Origin of the sequence: Marilutibacter penaei (assembly GCF_014145395.1) — a bacterium.
Lineage (GTDB): Bacteria > Pseudomonadota > Gammaproteobacteria > Xanthomonadales > Xanthomonadaceae > Marilutibacter > Marilutibacter penaei.
On sequence record NZ_JACHTE010000009.1, the window covers coordinates 121,786 to 140,522 of the forward strand.

General features: G+C 69.1%; 16 protein-coding genes. 10 read left to right on the plus strand and 6 right to left on the minus strand.

Going from position 1 to position 18,737, the window contains the following annotated elements:
* Positions 1–268 precede the first annotated feature (268 nt).
* Both H4F99_RS13100 and H4F99_RS13105 read left to right on the plus strand, forming a co-directional pair.
* Entirely contained in the window at positions 269–1,585 is a 1,317-nt protein-coding gene (locus H4F99_RS13100) for a metal-dependent hydrolase family protein (protein WP_182670196.1), read from the plus strand.
* Positions 1,586–1,589: 4 nt separating this feature from the next.
* Positions 1,590–1,847: a SemiSWEET transporter gene (locus H4F99_RS13105; RefSeq protein WP_182670198.1), complete on the plus strand. Its 258-nt coding sequence runs from the start codon at positions 1,590–1,592 to the stop codon at positions 1,845–1,847.
* Here H4F99_RS13105 and H4F99_RS13110 read toward each other — a convergent pair.
* Positions 1,838–2,422, minus strand: a complete 585-nt coding sequence (locus tag H4F99_RS13110) for a DUF998 domain-containing protein (RefSeq protein ID WP_182670200.1) — start codon at positions 2,420–2,422, stop codon at positions 1,838–1,840. The two genes, H4F99_RS13105 and H4F99_RS13110, sit on opposite strands and share 10 nt — an antisense overlap.
* A gap of 47 nt (positions 2,423–2,469) precedes the next feature.
* Here H4F99_RS13110 and trxA point away from each other — a divergent pair, with 47 nt between their 5' ends.
* The 5 genes from trxA to H4F99_RS13135 all read left to right on the plus strand — a co-directional run bounded on the left by trxA (position 2,470) and on the right by H4F99_RS13135 (position 8,808).
* Complete coding sequence (trxA, locus tag H4F99_RS13115) at positions 2,470–3,426, plus strand: thioredoxin (protein ID WP_182670202.1); 957 nt, start codon at positions 2,470–2,472, stop codon at positions 3,424–3,426.
* Positions 3,427–3,505: 79 nt separating this feature from the next.
* On the plus strand, positions 3,506–3,979 hold the full coding sequence (locus tag H4F99_RS13120) for a DUF4442 domain-containing protein (RefSeq protein ID WP_182670204.1): 474 nt from the start codon (positions 3,506–3,508) through the stop codon (positions 3,977–3,979).
* Positions 3,980–4,157: 178 nt separating this feature from the next.
* Entirely contained in the window at positions 4,158–6,149 is a 1,992-nt protein-coding gene (locus tag H4F99_RS13125; protein WP_182670207.1) for a bifunctional serine/threonine-protein kinase/formylglycine-generating enzyme family protein, read from the plus strand.
* Positions 6,150–6,177: 28 nt separating this feature from the next.
* Complete coding sequence (locus H4F99_RS13130) at positions 6,178–6,834, plus strand: DUF502 domain-containing protein (RefSeq protein WP_182670209.1); 657 nt, start codon at positions 6,178–6,180, stop codon at positions 6,832–6,834.
* A 129-nt stretch (positions 6,835–6,963) separates the two neighbouring features.
* The gene (locus tag H4F99_RS13135; RefSeq protein ID WP_182670211.1) at positions 6,964–8,808 is read left to right on the plus strand and encodes a DUF885 domain-containing protein; all 1,845 of its coding nucleotides are present in this window, start codon (positions 6,964–6,966) and stop codon (positions 8,806–8,808) included.
* Between the two features lie 61 nt (positions 8,809–8,869).
* On the opposite strand, the gene H4F99_RS13140 is transcribed toward H4F99_RS13135, so the two are convergent.
* Entirely contained in the window at positions 8,870–10,192 is a 1,323-nt protein-coding gene (locus H4F99_RS13140) for a DEAD/DEAH box helicase (RefSeq protein WP_182670213.1), read from the minus strand.
* 266 nt (positions 10,193–10,458) lie between these two features.
* Positions 10,459–11,364 carry an aspartyl/asparaginyl beta-hydroxylase domain-containing protein gene (locus H4F99_RS13145; protein ID WP_182670215.1) on the minus strand — a complete coding sequence of 302 codons (906 nt, stop codon included), beginning with the start codon at positions 11,362–11,364 and terminating at the stop codon, positions 10,459–10,461.
* A 192-nt stretch (positions 11,365–11,556) separates the two neighbouring features.
* On the opposite strand from H4F99_RS13145, the gene H4F99_RS13150 reads away from it, so the two are divergent.
* Both H4F99_RS13150 and H4F99_RS13155 read left to right on the plus strand, forming a co-directional pair.
* A complete protein-coding gene (locus tag H4F99_RS13150) occupies positions 11,557–13,656 on the plus strand; it encodes a M13-type metalloendopeptidase (RefSeq protein ID WP_182670217.1) in 2,100 nt (699 codons plus the stop codon).
* A gap of 174 nt (positions 13,657–13,830) precedes the next feature.
* Complete coding sequence (locus H4F99_RS13155) at positions 13,831–15,837, plus strand: M13-type metalloendopeptidase (RefSeq protein WP_182670219.1); 2,007 nt, start codon at positions 13,831–13,833, stop codon at positions 15,835–15,837.
* A gap of 180 nt (positions 15,838–16,017) precedes the next feature.
* Here the strand turns inward: H4F99_RS13155 and H4F99_RS13160 are convergent, their stop codons facing one another.
* Positions 16,018–16,677 carry a rhomboid family intramembrane serine protease gene (locus H4F99_RS13160; RefSeq protein WP_182670221.1) on the minus strand — a complete coding sequence of 220 codons (660 nt, stop codon included), beginning with the start codon at positions 16,675–16,677 and terminating at the stop codon, positions 16,018–16,020.
* Between the two features lie 68 nt (positions 16,678–16,745).
* Positions 16,746–17,072: an MGMT family protein gene (locus tag H4F99_RS13165; RefSeq protein WP_182670223.1), complete on the minus strand. Its 327-nt coding sequence runs from the start codon at positions 17,070–17,072 to the stop codon at positions 16,746–16,748.
* 44 nt (positions 17,073–17,116) lie between these two features.
* Here H4F99_RS13165 and H4F99_RS13170 point away from each other — a divergent pair, with 44 nt between their 5' ends.
* Positions 17,117–17,527 carry a hypothetical protein gene (locus H4F99_RS13170; protein WP_182670225.1) on the plus strand — a complete coding sequence of 137 codons (411 nt, stop codon included), beginning with the start codon at positions 17,117–17,119 and terminating at the stop codon, positions 17,525–17,527.
* Positions 17,528–17,608: 81 nt separating this feature from the next.
* Here the strand turns inward: H4F99_RS13170 and H4F99_RS13175 are convergent, their stop codons facing one another.
* Positions 17,609–18,736, minus strand: coding sequence for an inorganic phosphate transporter (locus H4F99_RS13175; protein ID WP_182670227.1), 1,128 nt, complete (start codon positions 18,734–18,736; stop codon positions 17,609–17,611).
* Position 18,737 lies beyond the last annotated feature (1 nt).

Genomic DNA, 18,737 nt, shown 5'->3' on the forward strand with positions numbered 1-18,737 from the left:
AGCCTACCGCAGCGCCGCAGGGCCCGCCATCGCAAGGCCTCCACGGGCGACGCCTCCGCACGCCGGGAGGGCGCCCGCCCACGCCCGGACCGGCAGGCCATGGCGCCCAGGGCGGTGGGGTCCCGCTCACCGCCAGGAACTCGTGCCTCGCGGCGGCCTTCGCCAGCGCATCTGGACTTCGGGCCGGCGGCAGGGCCATGCTGCGGCGGGCCCGGCCGGAACGATCGGTGGCGGGCGAATGCCATCCATCACCGGGGAACCTGACACGATGAGACTGCCTGCCCTGCTGGCCCTGTTACCGGCGGCCCTCGCGGCGCCTGCCCTCGCGGCTGTCCCCCCTGCCGATCCAGTCGCCCTGCATTGCGGCAAGCTGTTCGACGCCCGCGGCGGCACGCTGCTGGGTCCGCATACGGTGGTCGTACGCGATGGCCGTATCGAGCGAGTCGCCGGGGGCCACGAGGACGTACCCGGGCTCGCGTCCGTGGATCTGCGCGGGCATACCTGCAGCCCGGGCTGGACCGACCTGCACGTCCACCTGGGCAGCGAATCCAGCCCCCAGAGCTATTCGGAAGGCTTCCGTCTCGATGACGTGGACTACGCCTTCCGCGCGGTCGGCTATGCCCGCAAGACCCTGATGGCAGGCTTCACCAGCGTGCGCGACCTCGGCGGCGACGTCGCCCCCCACCTTCGCGACGCGATCAACCAGGGGCGGGTGGACGGTCCGCGCATCTGGGCTGCCGGCAAGTCGATCGCGACCACCGGCGGCCACGGGGACCCGTCGAACGGATTCAACGACGCACTGTCGCATCTCATCGGGCCGCCCGGACCGACGGAGGGCGTCATCAACTCCATCGACGATGCCCGGCAGGCCGTGCGCCAGCGCTACAAGGATGGCAGCGACCTCATCAAGATCACCGCCACCGGCGGCGTGTTGTCCTACGCCGCCTCGGGCGACGCCCCGCAGTTCACCGTCGACGAAGTGCGCGCGGTGGTGGAAACCGCGAAGGACTATGGCTACCGCGTCGCCGCGCACGCCCACGGTGAGGAAGGCATGTACCGCGCCGTCGAAGGCGGCGTGACCACGATCGAACATGGCACCTACATGAGCGACCGGGTCATGTCGCTGATGAAGCAACGCGGCACCTGGTACGTGCCGACCATCGCGGCCGGACGCTTCGTCGCCGACAAGGCCAAGGTCGACGGGTACTTCCCCGAGATCGTCCGGCCCAAGGCGGCGCGGATCGGCGCACTGATCCAGGAGACGGCGGCACGCGCCTACGACAACGGCGTGAAGATCGCCTTCGGCACCGACAGTGGGGTCGGGCCGCACGGCGAGAATGCCCGCGAGTTCGTCTACATGGTCGAAGCCGGTATCCCCGCCTCCGTCGCCCTGCAGTCGGCCACGGTCCGCGCCGCCGAGGTTCTGGGCATCGCGGACCAGGGCGTGTTGGCCGCCGGCACGCGCGCCGACGTGATCGCCATGCCCGGCGACCCCCTGGAGGACATCAATGCGGTGCTGCAGGTGGATTTCGTGATGAAGGATGGCCGCATCCACCGGCGCCCCGGCGACGGCGTGGAGGGCTGACCGGATGGCCGTCCACGGCGAGTGGTTCGGCTACGCGGCGGCGACCCTGACCACGGTCGCCTTCGTCCCGCAGGCCATCAAGACGATCCGCAGCCGTGACACCTCGGGGCTGTCGCTGGGCATGTACGTGGTGTTCACCGTCGGCATCGGCTTCTGGCTGGCGTATGGCCTCCACCTGCAGTCATGGCCGATGATCCTCTGCAACACGATCACCCTCGGCCTGGCCGGCACGATCCTGGCGCTGAAGCTCCGCTACGGCTGAACGCCGGCGCGCCGGGCGACGCCCACCCAGGCCAGCCCCCAGACCAGGCATGCCAGGCTTTGTGCCAGCCCTACCGGGAGCCACCCCGCCCCCCACAACAGCAGCAGCGGCATCAGCACGCAGGCCAGCAGCAGGGCTGGCCGCCACGGACCGCGTGTCCGCGCACCGAGCGCCACGAGCAAGGCGGCGGGCGCGAAGGCGATCCACCACAGCGACCAGGCCACTGCATGCAGGCGGTGCCCCGGTCCGGGCGCACCGGAAGCATCGAGCGGGAACACACCAAGCGCCGCGTACGCCAGCGCGGACAGCAGGCCCAGCGTGATGCCGATCCGCGCCGTCCAGCCCTCGCCCACCATCCTTCCGCGCACCCCCCAGAGCGCGACGGCCAACACCAGGCCCGGCACCAAAAAGCCGAACAGGTTGAAGCCGGCGGCATGGGGCATCCCCTCCGCGCCGAGCCACGCCACGGGGTGGCGAAGGCCATCGTGCCCGCCAGAGGCCAGGCCAGCCCCCAGGCGGGCCATCACACCGCACGCCAGCGCGGCGAGCGCGAACAGGAAAGGACGGTTCCGCATGGCGTGCTCCAGCTCCGGGCGAACATTGAACCGCGTCGCTGCCGCGGATGCGAGCTGGCATCGCTTGGAAACGCCGTATCCGCCACCATAGTCGTCTGCATCGTCCACGGGAGTCCCCCATGACCGCCGCCAGCCCCCACGCCTTCGACGCCACCGCCGCGAACTTCGAGACCGAGGTCCTGCAGAAGTCGCTGCAGACCCCCGTCCTCATCGACTTCTGGGCCGAATGGTGCGGTCCGTGCAAGACGCTCGGCCCGGTGCTCGAGAAGCTCGCGTCGGACTACAACGGTGCGTTCCTGCTGGCGAAGGTCGACGTCGACAAGGAGCAGGAACTGGGCGCGGCGTTCCAGGTCCGTTCGATCCCGAGCCTGTTCCTGGTCAAGGGGGGCCAGGTCGTCGACGCCGTGCCCGGCGCACTCACCGAAGGCCAGATGCGTGAGTTCCTGGCGCACCATGGCATCCAGCCGGCGACCGCGCTGGAAGGCATCCCGGATGCCGGGGGCGAGGCTCCGGCGGAGGCCATGCCGCCCGTGGACCCGCATGCCGAGGTGATGCGACTGCGGGGTGAAGTCGCCGCCCAGCCCGACAACGCGGAACTCAAGCTCGACCTTGCACTCGCGCTGCTGAAGACCGGGGCCACCGCCGAAGCCTCGACCCTGCTCGACGGCCTGCCGGCCAACCTCGCCACCGACGACCGCACCATCAAGGCGCGCGCACGGCTCGACTTCGCCGCCCTGTTGAAGGACGCACCGCCAGCCGACGTGCTGATGCAGGCCATCGACGCGGAACCGGGCGACCTGCGCGCCCGCCACCTGCTGGGCACGCACCATCTGGTCGCCGGCGACTCGGAGGCCGCACTCGAGCAGTTCATCGAGATGTTGCGCCGGGACCGCGACTTCGACGACGGCCTGCCGCGCAAGGCACTGATCGATGCGTTCCGCGTCGTGGAGGACAGCGCGCTGGTCGGCCGCTACCGCAGGAAGATGTCCTCGCTGCTGTTCTGATCCAGCCGGGGCGCCTCCCCGCCTTGACTGTACGCATGCGTATGGCAAGCTGGCCCCCCCCTGCCGCATGCCACGTCCGATGAAGGCCCGCACTCTCCGCCACATCCTCAACTGGTGGCCGCCGTTCCTGTTCAGTGGCATCCACGTCACCCGCATCGACGAGGACTATCGCCACGCGCGGGTGGAGATGCGGCTGCGCCCCTGGAACCGCAATTACGTCGGCACCTTGTTCGGGGGCAACCTGTTCGCGATGACCGACCCGTTCTGGATGCTGCTGGCGATGCAGGCCCTGGGCAAGGACTACATCGTCTGGGACAAGGCCGGCGGCATCGAGTTCGTCAAACCGGGACGCAGCACGGTGCATGCGTGCTTCGACCTGGACGACACCCTGCTGGACGAGCTTCGTGAAGCCGCCGCCGACGGCGGGAAGGTCCTGCGGTGGTTCGAGACCGACGTCCTCGACCGCGACGGCGAAGTGGTCGCCCGCGTGCGCAAGCAGCTCTACGTGCGACGGAAACCCCGTGCGCGTCCGCAGCCCGCGACCCGCCCCTGACACCGGCCGTTCCGGGGCGCCGCCTGGCGCGCCGGCCCACTGCAGCGTCGCCGCACAGACATGACCACCATCGCAGTTTGACGTTTGACACCCGTATCGCTGAACAGGGCAACGTCCCGGTGACGCCCGATGCGCCGCGTTGACGGTATGCTCAAGGGCTCGCAACAGGGGGCGGGACATGACGTCGAAGCCATCCAGCACCACCGACAACGAGATCAGCTCGGTGCCCTACCCGGAAATCGACGGGTACGAGCTGGTGCGCGTGCTCAACCACGGCTCCGCGTCAACCGTCTACCTGGGCGAGCAGGCTTCCCTGTCGCGCGAGGTCGCGATCAAGGTGATGCTGCCGCAGGCCCTGAGCGATGAGATCAGCCGCCGCCGCTTCGAGAACGAAGTGCGCACCATCGCCCGCCTGGAACACCCGCACATCGTCAGCATCCACGAGGTCGGCCGCACCCTGGGCGGATTGCCCTATTACGCCATGCCGTACCTGCCGCGCGGCCATCTCGGGCAGCGGAGTTTCCGCAAGCAGGTCGCGGTCGGCGACGAAACCCGCGTGCTCGATATCGTCCGCGCGCTGATGTCGGCACTGGAGTACGCGCATGCGAGCGGGGTGGTGCACCGCGACGTCAAGGCCGAGAACGTCCTCTTCGACGAGACCGACAGGCCGCTGCTCGCCGACTTCGGCATCGCGCTCAGGCGCGGCTATGGCCCCCGGGTGACGGCCACCGGCATGGCGGTTGGCAGCACCGCGTACATGGCCCCGGAGCAGGCCCGTGGCGAGGAAGTCGATGGCCGCGCCGACCTCTACAGCCTGGGCGTGCTGATCTGGGAGATGCTGACCGGGGAGTTGCCGTACCAGGCCAGCGACGCGCTCTCCATGGCCGTGATGCACGCCAAGGATCCGATCCCCAAGCTGCCTTTGCGGCTCCGCCACTGGCAGCGTTTCATGAACCGGGCCCTTGCCAAGGCACCGTCGGCACGTTTCCAAGACATCGCCCAGATGCGCGAGGCGATCGAACGCCTGAACCAGCGTGGCGGCCTGCCGGGATCCGCGGGGCTGCAGGCCGCCGGCGCCTGGCTGGGCCGGCACCGCACCGCCCTGCTCACGGGCCTGGGTGGCCTCGCCGCGCTGTTGCTGGTGGTGGCCTTCCTTCGCGATGACGACGAAGGCTTCTTCACCGTTGCACCGGAAGCCCAAGCGCCGGCACCCGTCGCCGACCCCACCGAATCGATGCTGCGGCCGCTTCCGGAGGCTCCGTTGCAGGTGGCGCTGGAGAACGCGCGCCGGCAACTGGACGCGCGCAACCTGACCGCACCGGAAGGCGACAATGCACAAGCCAGCCTGCTGGCTGCGTGGCGCCTTGAGCCGGACAACGAGAACGTGCTCGCGCTGCGGAAGGAACTGGATGCGGCCCTGTCGAGCGAACTGCTGACCCATCTGCGCGCGGGACGCTTCGATCGCGCGCTGGATTACCAGCGGAGCCTGGACACGCTGGCCGCCGAAACCGGCATGCCCGGAACGGCATCGCGCGAACGCGCATCCGACGTCGTGGCAACGCTGCAGTCGCATGTCGATACCGCCGTGGCCCGCAACGACCGCGCCACGGCCCGCCGCGTCGCCGCGCTGGCCCCGGACTTCGGCATTGCCAGCGCGACGGCGAACCAGCTGGCAGCCGCGGCGGAGAGCGCGACGGTCGCCGATGCCGCCACGCCACGGGCGGCGCCTCCTCGGCTTTCGCACGAGCCGGTCAGCGTCAGCGAGTACAGCCGCTTCGCCCAGGCCACCGGACGCGAACCCAGCCTGTGCCGCGAACGCGCCTCGCTGCTTCGCGTGCTCAATCCCCGCGACTACCGCGACCCCGGCTTCAGCCAGCCCGGCAACGCGCCGGTGGTGTGCGTGTCCGTCAACGATGCCCAGGCCTATGCGATGTGGCTGGGCCAACAGGACGGGCACCGCTACCGCCTCCCCACCGCCAGCGAGTCCGCAAACCGGGCCGCGGCCCTCCCCGGCGACCGCGCGCTCTCGCTGTGGCAGCGCGATTGCGGCACGGACTGCAACCAGCGCGAGGTGCGCGGGGGCTCCTGGCGCAGCGAAGAGGCGACCCGGCTGCTGCCGTCCAATCGCGGTTACGACGACGTCGGTTTCCGGTTGATCCGCGAAGACTGAAACCCGCGCCCCGCCGTACAATCCGCGGATGCGCACCGCCTCCCTGCAACGGCTGTTCCTGACCGGACTGCTGACCCTCCTGCCGCTGTGGCTGACCTGGGTCGTGCTCCGCTTCGTGTTCGTCCTGCTCTCGGACGTCAGCCGGCCCTTCGTCGAACCCATCCTCGAACAGGCCGCGGCCAGTGCGCCGCGCACGCTCGGCTGGCTGGACGACCCGTGGGTCACCACCGCGCTCGCCATCCTCGCCACCATCGGCGTCATCCTGCTGTCGGGCCTGATGGCACGGCGGGTGGTCGGCCAGCGCCTGCTGCGCTGGCTGGAGTCCCTCATCCAGCGCGTGCCGTTCGCCAGCACGGTGTATGGCAGCGCGCGCAAGTTGCTGGACATCCTCCAGACGAAGCCCGATGGGACCCAACGCGTGGTGCTGGTGGACTTCCCGCACACGGAAATGAAGTCGATCGGCTTCGTCACCCGGACCCTGAAGGAGCACGGCACCGGCCGCGAGCTCGCCGCCGTCTACGTGCCGACGACGCCCAACCCGACCTCCGGCTACCTGGAGATCGTACCGGTCGAGAAGATCACGCCGACCGACTGGAGCGTCGACCAGGCCATGAGCTTCATCATCTCCGGCGGCGCGGTGTCGCCCGAGTCGATCCCTTTCAGCGTGCCACGCAAGGTGCCCTGACTCCGCGCCAGGGCATGACGTTAGGCCCATGCCGGCACCGGGGCATGCGACGATGCTGGGGCATTCATCCGCCCATGCACGGACGCGGGGTACCACCATCGACTCGAACCGTTCTGCTGGGAGCCCGTCATGACCCCGTCGCATCCTGCCTGCTCGCCCCTTGCCGCGGCACTCGCCTCCGCGATCCTCCTCACCGGGCTCACGTTCGCCACGCCGGCCACCGCCTCACATCCGACTGCCCTGCCGACCAGTGCCTCGATGGCGTCGGACAGCGCCAAGGCTGCGCGGCTCGACGCGCTTTACGAGCAGTACTGGGAGGAGATGCTGGAAATGAACCCCCTGGCCGCCACCTACCAGGGCGATCCGCGCTACAACGACCGCCTGCCGAACTTCCTGTCGGAGGACTACCGCGAGAAGTCGCGCGCCTTCACTGCGCGCTGGCTCGAAACCGTCGAAGGCATCGGGGCCGAAGGCCTGGAAGGCCAGGACCTGCTGAGCTACCAGATCTTCGTCCATGACGCCCGTCAGGAACTCGAAGGCGAGCAGTTCCCGGGATGGCAGCAGCCGATCAACCAGTTCTACAACCTCGCCTCCACCGTGGTGCAGCTCGGCTCGGGCACCGGTGCGCAGCCCTTCAAGACGGTCGAGGACTACGACAACTGGGTGAAGCGCGCGTCGCAGGTTCCGGTCGTGTTCGACCAGGCGATCGCCAACATGAAGGTCGGCGTTCAGAACGGGGTCGTCCAGCCGCGTGCGCTGATGGAGAAGGTGGTCCCGCAGCTCGACGCCCTGATCAAGGACGACCCGACCCAGACCCTGTTCTGGGGCCCCATCAAGAACATGCCCGAGTCCTTCTCCGAGGCCGACCGCGCGCGCCTCACCGCCGACTACACCGCCTTGATCAACGACGCACTGATGCCGGCCTACAGCGAGCTGCGGGCGTACATCGTCGACGACTACATGCCGCATGCGCGCGCCACGCCGGGCATGGACGGATTGCCGAACGGCGATGCCTGGTATGCCTACCGCGTGCGCGGCTCCACCACCACCGAGCTCAGCCCCGCGCAGATCCACCAGATCGGCCTCGACGAGGTCGCGCGCATCCACGGCGAGATCCGCGGGATCATGGCCGAGGTCGGCTTCGAGGGTTCGCTGCAGGACTTCTTCGCCTTCATGCAGGACGACCCGCGCTTCAGCTTCGAGTCCGAGGAGGCGCTGCTGACCTATTACCGTGGCCTCGAGGACAAGGTCGACGCGCACGTACCCAAGCTGTTCTCGCTGACGCCGAAGGCACCGTTCGAGATCCGCCCGGTCGAGCCGTTCCGCGCGCAATCCGCCGCCGGCGGCTCCTACATGAGCCCGAGCGAGGACGGCACGCGCCCCGGCATCTTCTACGTGAACACCTATGACCTGCCGACCCGCAAGACCTGGGACGCCGAGGACCTGTACCTGCACGAGGCCATCCCGGGCCATCACTTCCAGCTGGCCCTGCAGCAGGAGCTGACCGGCCTGCCGAAGTTCCGCCGCTTCGGCGGGCAGACGGCCTTCACCGAGGGCTGGGGGCTGTACGCCGAGTCGCTGGGCAAGGACCTGGGCCTTTACACCGATCCCTACAACTACTTCGGCTACCTGCAGAACGAGCTGTGGCGCGCGATCCGCCTGGTGGTCGACACCGGCCTGCACAGCAAGGGGTGGACCCGCGAGCAGGTGATCGCCTACATGCTGGAGAACTCGGCGGAGAGCGAGACCCAGTCGACCGCGGAGGCCGAGCGCTACATGGCGATCCCGGGCCAGGCGCTGGCGTACAAGATCGGCGAGCTCAAGATCATGGAGCTGCGCAAGCGCGCCGAGGACGCGCTGGGCAGCGACTTCGACATCCGCGAGTTCCATGCCGAGGTCCTGAAGGACGGCTCGGTCCCGCTGGACATCCTCGAGGGCAAGATCGACCGCTGGATCGCCGGGCAGAAAGCCTGATCAGACCTCCAGGCGGCACACCGCGAAAGGGCCGGCAATGCCGGCCCTTCTGCTTCGTCGATCAGCCATCCGACCTGCCGCGGTTACGGCTGCCGCCGCCTCCGCGCCGATTGCCGCCGTTGCGCTTCTTCGGACCCGCATGGGCGTGGCTCGCCGCCGGCTTGCCGTGCGGACGATGTCCCGGCCGCGGCCCGCCGCCCCCCCGCTTCGAACGGGGATTCGGCAGCGGCACGTCCAGACGCAGGGGCCGACTGGGGGCGTAGCCCGCCACCTCGACCAGCTCCACGTCGTTCTTGAGCACGCGCTGGATCTGCCGCAGCAGCCCGCCTTCCTCGTGCGAGACCAGCGAAAGCGCCTCGCCGCTCGCCCCATTGCGTCCCGTCCGGCCGATGCGGTGCACGTAGTCTTCGGCGACCATCGGCAGCTCATAGTTGATGACCAGCGGCAGGTTGGGGATGTCCAGGCCGCGCGCTGCGACATCGGTTGCCACCAGCACCCGGGCCTTCCCGGCCTTGAACGCATTGAGCGCCTTTTGCCGCTGCGCCTGGCTCTTGTTGCCATGGATGGCGACAGCGTGGATGCCCGACTTGTCGATCTGCTCGGCAAGGCGGTTGCAGCCGTGCTTGGTCCGGCCGAACACGATGACCTGGTCGGTGTGCCGCGACGCGAGGATATCGATCAACAGGTCGCGCTTGCGCTCCGCATCCACCGGATGCGCGCGGTGGGCGATGGTATCGGCGATGGTGTTGTTCGCCGCGATCTGCACCTGCCTCGGGTCGCGCATGAACTCCAGCGCGAGCGCCTTCAGCTGGGCTTCGAAGGTGGCGGAGAACAGCAGCGTCTGGCGCTGGCGGGGCAGCTTGGCGAGGATGCGCTTGATCGCCGGCAGGAAGCCCATGTCCAGCATGCGGTCGGCTTCGTCCATGACCAGCACGTCGACGCCGTCGAGGCGGGCGTTGCCCTGTTCGAGGTGGTCGATCAGGCGGCCCGGGGTCGCGATCAGCACGTCGACGCCGCGCTTGAGCGCGTCGACCTGCGGGCCCATGCCCACACCGCCGAAGATCGTGCAGCTGGCCACGCGCATGTGCCGACCGTAGCCGCGCAGGTTGTCGTGCACCTGGACCGCCAGTTCGCGGGTCGGCACCAGCACCAGCACCTTGGGCGAACGGGTGCCGCGCTGCGGTGCATGCCCGGCGAGGCGGTGCAGCAGGGGGAGGCAGAACGCCGCGGTCTTGCCGGTACCGGTCTGGGCACCGCCCAGGAGGTCGTGGCCGGCCATGACGAGCGGAATCGCTTCGGCCTGGATGGGGGTGGGCGTGGCATAGCCGTGTTCGGCAAGCGCACGCAACAACGCGGGCGCGAGCCCGAGGGATTCAAAGGACATCAATGGCTCCAATGGTGGGGCCCTGCCTCTCGGCAGGCGTAAACCCGGAGCTTTCCCTGTAGCCGCGCTGCGAGTGGGGGCGGACCGGGAGTCCCGGCCAGCGTCTGCGCGCCGGAAGATGTGCGGACCAGGCCTGCAGGCCGGTCACGGACCGGGCTGCGGCATGCATCGGGGAAACATGCCCTTGCGGGCGGCGTCCGGGCGCCGGACCGCGCGCACTTTACGCGAATGCCCGGCGCGGCGCCAGCCGGTCGCGCCCGCCCGGTTCAGCTATCGCGCTGGGTCGCGGTGCAGGCCCTGACCTGGTCCAGGACCGCGATCGCGTGGCCGAGCGCACGACGTTCCTCGGCATCCAGCCCGGGATGCCAGATATCCATGATGAGCACCGTGCGCGGGTGCTCTCCACGGTTCCACGCGCTGTGCAGGAAGGAGTCGTCGAACACGAGGAAGTCCCCGGCCTGCCAGGTCCGCGTCTCGCCATCCACGACGATGCCACAGCCCGGGGGCAGGTCCACCGGCAGGTGCGCGGTCAGCTTGATGTTCGACAATCCGTGGTGCGGCGGGAGTTCCGTGCCCGGCAACAGCCGGGACACGAACGCCTCCGGCGCATGCGGCGGGTAGTGCGCCAACGGGGCCTCGGCAAGGAACGCGGCGGTCACCGGCAGACGGGCCTTCAGCGCGTCGTCCCACAGGCCCCGGCGCACCAGGTGGCGCGCGGACCACTGCAGGCTGTCGGCAAGTCCGCGCCACCGTCCGTCCCGCTCCGCCGCCTTCTCCACGTACGGCACGAATCCCGGCGCCTCGGCCAGGAGACCCAGCAATTCATCGCGCACGGCGGCAATACCGCCCTGCAGCGGCGCCAGCTCCGGCAGTTCCCCGGTGTCGAACCAGGCCTGTGGCGCCAGTGGCGGGTAATACAGGAAGTTCGGCCGCTGGCCCGGTGCCCGGAACGCGGCCCGCCGACGGCCGAAGTACACGTCCAGCCACGCCCGGAACGCCGGATGGGTCGATACCGCCCGGAGATGCATGTACAGGGCTTCCGCCATCGCGGCGGGGAAGCCCGGGCTGCGCGGCCCACCCGCAGCCAGCAGCGTCTCGACGGATCTTGCGACGCTCGCCGTATCGGGTGCGCTGGCGAGGGCGTCGAGGAACTGCTGCTCATGCGGTGTCATGCGCCCTATTGTGGCGCGACCTGCGCGGCCGGCACACCCCGCGGCAGGCATGACCTTCTGCACCCTCACGCGACCTCCAACGGGTCTATGGTGGGCTGGCCGCCCTGTGGGCGCACCGCGCGCCATCGGAACGCCAGCCGCGCCGCCGCCGGGCAACGCGGACTTTTTCAGTAGATACGGAGCCAAGCGACCGTGAACAAACCCCAGATCCTCCTCCTTTCCCTTGCCATCGCAGCCGGCCTCGCCGCATGCGCGAAGCAGGACGACGCGCCCGCGTCGGCGAGCGCCCCCGCGGACGCGGCGGCCCCCGGTGGCATCCACCTGGACGAGTCCGCCCTGCCCCCGATGAACCGCTTCGTCTCCGCGGACCTGGATCCGTCGAAGGATGCCTGCACGGACTTCGGTGGCTACGTCAATGGCAAGTGGCTGGCAGCCAACGAGATCCCGGGCGACCGCACCTCGTGGGGCGCGTTCGAGATGCTGGCGGAGCGCTCGCTCGCGGTGCAGCGCCAGATCGCGGAGCAGGCCGCCGCGGACAGTGCCGCCACCGGCGTGGAGAAGATCGTCGGCGACTTCTGGGCAACGGGCATGGACGCGGACACGATCAACGCGCAGGGGATCGAACCGCTGAAGGGCACCCTGGCCGAGATCGACGCGCTCGACAGCCAGGACAAGATCGCCGATTACCTGCGCAGCAGTGCCGCCAAGGGCCAGTTCATCGTGTTCGGCTTCGGCCCCGAGGCTGATTTCAAGAACTCGGAAATGAACATCGCCTACGCGATGCAGGGCGGGCTCGGCCTGCCGGACAAGGGCTATTACGAAGATGCCGACAAGGCCGACAAGCTGGAGGCCTACGAGCAGCACGTCGCCAAGGTGCTCGAACTCGGCGGCGCCACCGTCGAGGATGCCGCTGCCCAGGCCGCGGACGTGGTGGCATTCGAGAAGCGGCTCGCGCGCGTCTCCAAGTCGAGCGAGGAAATGTCGCGCGACGTGTCGATCTACTACAACCCGGTGTCGCCGGCCGAGGCCGATGCGCTCGCGCCGAACTTCCCCTGGACCCGCTTCTTCGAGTCGCAGGGCCTGGAAGCGCCGGAGATGTTCTCGCTGGCGATGCCGGACTTCCACAAGGAAGTCAGCGCGATGCTGGCCGACGTACCGGCGGACCAGTGGCGTAGCTACCTGCGCTTCCACACCATCGACAGCGCGTCGCCCTACCTCTCGGATGCCTTCGTCGAAGAGAACTTCAATTTCTACAACAAGACCCTGCGCGGCCAGAAGGAACTGAAGGAGCGCGGCAAGCGTGTGCTGGGCACCCTCGAGGGTTCGGCCGGCGAAGCGCTCGGACAGCTGTACGTGGACGTCGCGTTCTCGCCCGAGTCCAAGACCCGGATGGAGACCCTGGTCAAGAACCTGAGCGACGCCCTCAAGGTCCGCATCGAGAACCTTGAGTGGATGACCGACGAGACCAAGTCCAAGGCGATGGAGAAGTGGGCGGCGTTCACGCCCAAGATCGGCTACCCGGACAAGTGGCGCGACTGGAGCGGCCTGCAGACCAACCGCGAGAGCTATATCCACAACGTGCTCGAAGCCATCGAGTTCAACTACAAGTGGGAGTTGTCGAAGATCGGCAAGCCGGTCGACAAGACCGAGTGGGGGATGAGCCCGCAGACCGTCAACGCCTACTACAACCCGCTGGCGAACGAGATCGTGTTCCCCGCCGCGATCCTGCAGCCGCCGTTCTTCGACCCTGATGCCGACGCGCCGCTCAACTATGGCGGCATCGGCGCCGTGATCGGCCACGAAATGACCCATGGCTACGATGACCAGGGCAGCCGTTTCGGGGCCGACGGCAACTTCGACAACTGGTGGAGCGAAGCGGACGCCAAGGGCTTTTCCGGCTTGACGGACAAGCTCGTCAACCAGTTCAACGGCTACAAGGCGAACGACGACGAACACGTCAACGGCACGCTGACGCTGGGCGAGAACATCGCCGACCTCGGTGGCCTGGCCACCGCCTACGACGCGATGAAGGCGGCGACGGCGGGCACCGAGGACCCGATGATCGACGGCATGACCCGCGACCAGCGCTTCTTCGCCAACTGGGCCACCGTGTGGCGCCGCAACTTCACGCCGGAAGAGCTGAAGGTGCGCCTGACCACCGACCCGCACGCGCCGGCGAACTTCCGCGCGATCGGCGCGCCGTCGAACCTGCCGGCCTTCGCCGCCGCGTTCGAGTGCACGCCGGGCCAGCCGATGGTGCGGCAGGGCGACGACCAGGTCATCATCTGGTAAGTCTCCAGCGGCCTCCAACCGCACCCGGGGCCCGGCTTGTCCGGGCCCTTTTTGTTACGTCCCCGGCCCGTCGGCACCTGTCCCATGCAGGTGGGTCGCGGTTTGACATGGCCTGCACGTGGGCGGCCCGGACCCGTTGCTACACTCGCGGCCATCCCCCGGAAGGCCTCCTCCATGCGCTCCAGAAAGCCGACGCCCCGCCCCACCGCCCTGGTCCTGTCCCTGCTCGCGGTGCTGGCCCTGCCACCCGCGTACGCCCGTGCACCCGTGGCCTGCGCCGATTTCCATGGGAACACCAACGCGGCATGGCTCGAAACGCACCCCCTCGCCCCGGGCACCGCCCAGGTGTCGGCGCTGGGCGAGTTGCAGGCGCGTGCGCGCCAGCAGCAGATCGACCTGCTGGAGGCCGCGCGGAACGCGCCGGGCGACGACGTGCAGAAGCTGCTCGGCGACTTCTGGGCGAGCGGCCTCGATGAAGCCGCGGTCGAGCGCGACGGCGCCAATGCGATCGCGCCGTTGCTCGAGCGGATCGGTGCGATCCGTCGCGACCGGGACGTCGCCCCCGCCATCGCCGCGCTCCACCAGGTCGGGATCCCTGTCGCCTTCAACTTCAGCGCGGACGTCGACCTGGCCGACCTCACGCGCCACGTCGGTTACTTCAGCCAGGGCGGCCTGGGCCTGCCGGATCCCGCCTATTACACCCGTTCCGATGCCGACACCCAGGCCCTGCTCGGACGCTATCGCGCCTACGTCGAGCAGATCCTCGCGTTGACCGGCACCCCCGCGGATGCGCTGTCGGAGCAGTCCGCACTGGTCGTCGACCTCGAAACGCGCATTGCCCGCGCGTCCCGCTCCCCGGCCGACCTGCGCGACCCGCGCAGCCGCTACGCTCTGGTGCCGGTCGACGGATTCGGCAAGCAGTACAAGAAGCTCCAGCTGGAGGATTTCCTCGAGGCCCAGGGCGTGCAGGCCCAACAGGTGTCGATGGCGGACCAGGCCCTCTTCCAGACCCTCGAGACGCTCGTCGACGACCTGCCGGTCGCTCAATGGCGCGCCTACCTGCAGTGGCGCGTGGGTGATGCCATGGCACCCTACCTCGCCCGGCCATTCCGCGACGCCAGCTTCGAGTTCCGGGGGCGCGTGCTGGAAGGGCTGACCGCGCCGCCCTCCCGGGAGCAGCAGGTGCTCGACGCGATCAACCTCGCGGCCGGCCCCATGCTCGGCCACCAGTACACGCTGCGCTACCTGGACGACGCGACCGCGGCGCGCGCCAAGGCCGTCGCATCGCAGGTGAGGGCTGTGCTGGGTGAAGCCCTTGACGCCGACACGCGCATGGGCGCGGACGCCAAGGCGGTGGCCCGCTCAAAACTGGCCGGCCTGCAGATCGAGATCGGCCGCCCCCAGCGCGACCTGGACTACAGCCTGCAACCGATGGGCCGCGGCAGCTTCGGCGGCAACATGCTGATCGCATCCACCTGGCGCCATGCCTCGGAGATGAGGCGCATCGGCCAGGCCAATGCCGGTCGCCGCTGGAGCGTACTGCCCCAGACCCCTGCCCTCGCCTACGACATCAGCCAGAACCGCCTGGTGGTCACCGCGGCGATGCTGCAGTCCCCGGTGCTCGCCCCGGGCGACAGTGAAGCGTCCGCGTACGGCGCCTATGGCGCGCTGGTCGGGCACGAGCTCACCCACGCCTTCGATGCGCGCGGCCGCTACGTGGATGACCGGCTGGAACTGCGCGACTGGTGGAGTGCAGCGGATGTCACGGCATGGAACGGCATGGCCGAGCGGATCGCACGCCAGTACAGTGCCCTCGCATGGCCGGGCCTGGAGGGCATCCAGGTCAACGGCATGCAGACGCGCGATGAGAACGTGGCCGACGTCGCGGGCGTGGAACTGGCGTGGCGGGCGTTCGGCAAGGCCCAGCCCGATGCCGCCAAGGCCGAAAAACAGGCGTTCTTCGAAGCCTGGGCCCGGCTCTGGGCGGAAAATGCCGCGCCGGCGGAAGCGACGCGCCGGGCCTCGATCGGGGTCCATGCACCCGGCCAGTGGCGCGCCAACCAGCCCCTCGCCAACCTCGACGATTTCGGTGGCCTGTATGGATGCCGGGTCGGCGCGGTGATGCGCAACAAGCCCGAAGACCGCATCAGCGTCTGGCCGGGCCTGACACCCTCGGAATAGCGGTCAAGCTCCGGCGGGTACACGGACGCCCTCGCGGGCACGCCATCCGGTACCGGCGTGGCCCGGTGCCCTTCGCGGCGAAATCAAGGAGGAGGCCGCAGGCCGGGGGACATTCGTCGCGAAGGGCACCGGGTCGCGCCGGTGCCACCCGAACGCATCGAAGGCGAGTGGACTCGAAGGCTAACGAACGATCCTCGGCCCCGGCGGCTTGCGGCCACCTCCAAACGGAGGCTGGCCGCGCCAGTAGCGGATCATCAGCCAGCCGAACAGCATGCCCCCCAGGTGCGCGAAGTGTGCGACGCCCGGCTGCTGGCCGCTGATACCCAGCAACAGTTCGATCACGCCATAGACGATCACAAGGGTGCGCGCCTTCATCGGGATCGGCGGGATCAGCAGCATCACGCGCTGGTTCGGGAACAGCATGCCGTAGGCGAGCAGCAGGCCGAACACGCCCCCCGATGCGCCCACGGTCGGATACGGCGGCGAACCGTTCGACATCGCCCAGATACCCACGCCGATCTGGCACACCGCCGCGCCCACGATGCAGACGAGGTAGTAGTTCAGGAAGCGACGATTGCCCCAGACGTGCTCCAGCGGCGCGCCGAACATCAGCAACGCGAGCATGTTGAAGAACAGGTGCGCGAGGCTCCCGTGCATGAAACCGTAGGTCAACACCTGCCAGGGCATGAAGCCGCCCATGCCACCGTAGGCACCATCACTGCCCGGCGGCCACAGCATGAAACTGCCGAACATCCGGTCGCCAAGCAGCATCTCGAGCAGGAACACCGCGCCGTTGGCGATCAACAGCGCCTTGGTGACGGGGGGAAGATTGGAAAACATCGCGGCTCCTTTCAGGAGCGCACATGGTACCGGCTGTCGCGTGCAGGCGCCCTGCACGCCATGTCCCGTCAGCCCCAGAGCTGTTCGTCGAGACTGGCCGCCGGCCGCAGTCCACGCACCCGCCCGCCCTCGACGCGCACGCCCTCCGCACGCAGCCGCTGGCACTGTTCGTCGAAGCCCTGGGACCCGGCTGGCAGCGCGATCCGTCCGTCCGATCGCACGATGCGATGCCAGGGCAGGGCCGGGTCCGCACTCCGGCCCAGCACCCGTGCCACCAGCCTCGCCCTGCCAGGCAGGCCGGCGCGGCGCGCCACTTCGCCATAGCCGGCCACTTCGCCCCGCGGGATCGCCCGGATCGCGTCCAGGATGCGCTTCACGTCCGCCTCGCCGCCCATCGCGCTAGCATAGCGACTGGACGCACGCCCCGACCGGACACTCCATGCGCAATTTCGACGCGATCCTCCGCCACCTCAAGGCCACGGGCTACCGGTTGACCGAGCACGACGTCGACGTGGTCTGCATCGAGCTTTCGCTCGCCCAGGGGCAGCGCCACCAGGCGATCTTCCTGTCCGAGCTGGACGATGACGATGGACGTCCCTACCTGCGGGTCAGCACCGCGGTCGCGCCGATCACCGGCGTCGACATGCGAAAAGCGCTGGACTTCAACTGGCACAGCCGCGTCGGCTACCTGGCGGTGGGCGACATGGAAGGCGTCCCCCACCTCCAGTTCTGCGAGAACCGGCCATACGACGGCCTGGAGCCGGCCGAAGTGGACCGTCTGGTCCTCGAGATCGGCGGCATCGGCGACCGCATGGAGCGCATGCTTTCGGCAGGCGGCGACCTGTACTGAGCCCGGAGCCACCCGCCGGCACGGGAGGCGATGCCTATGGCTGCCTGCGAGGGCAGGCCCCTTCCGCCGCGACGCGCGTCCTCAGGCCCAGCCCATCATCCGCATCAGCTCGAACAGCAGATAGGCGATCCCTCCGGCCGCCGGGATCGTCAGGATCCACGCCCAGATCATCTTCTCGACCACGGTCCACTTGATCGCGTTGAGCCGCTTGGCCGTGCCCACGCCCATGATCGCCGAGGAGATGTTGTGGGTGGTCGACACCGGGATGCCCAGCGAGGACGCCGCCAGGATCACCGAGGCCGCACTGGTCTCGGCCGCGAAGCCGTGGATCGGGTGCAGCTTGACCAGCTTGTGGCCCAGCGTCTTGATGATCCGCCAGCCACCGGCCGCGGTGCCGGCCGCCATCACTACCGCGCAGGTGATCTTGATCCACAGGTCGATGTCCTGGGTCGCCATTGCGTTGTCGGACGGATGCAGGAACCCCAGCCAGGCCGGCAGGTTGTCCAGCGTGCCCACGGACTGCGCACTGAACAGCGTCAGGGCGATGATGCCCATGGTCTTCTGCGCATCGTTCATGCCGTGCGCGAAGCCCATGCCCGCGGCGCTGACCAGCTGCGCCTTGCCGAAGAAGCTGTTGACCCAGCGCGGCCGCGCCAGGCGCGCCAGCCAGCCGCCGCTGCGGGCCATCATCGAGATGATGAAGAACAGCACGCCCATGACCAGGAAGCCCGCGGCGAAGCCCAGCACCGGTGACGACACCATCGGCACGATGACCTTCCACAGCACGCCGGCGCTCTTGTAGATGGGGTCGGCCGGCTCGGACCAGATGATCGCGTCGAAGTTGTTGGACGCCGCCGCCAGCGCCGCGCCGCACAGGCCGCCGATCAGCGCATGGGACGACGACGACGGCAGGCCCAGCCACCAGGTGATCAGGTTCCAGACGATGCCGCCCAGCAGGGCGCACAGGATCAGCTGCGACCCGACCTCGACCACGCCGACATCGATCAGGCCCGACGCGATGGTCTTGGCCACCGCGGTGCCCGCCAGCGCGCCGATCAGGTTCATGCCCGCGGCGAGGCCCACCGCCTGCATCGGCGACAGGACCTTGGTCGCGACCACGGTGGCGATCGAGTTCGCCGTGTCGTGGAAGCCGTTGATGTACTCGAAGATGAGCGCCGCCAGCACGACGACGATGACGAGCGTGAGCATC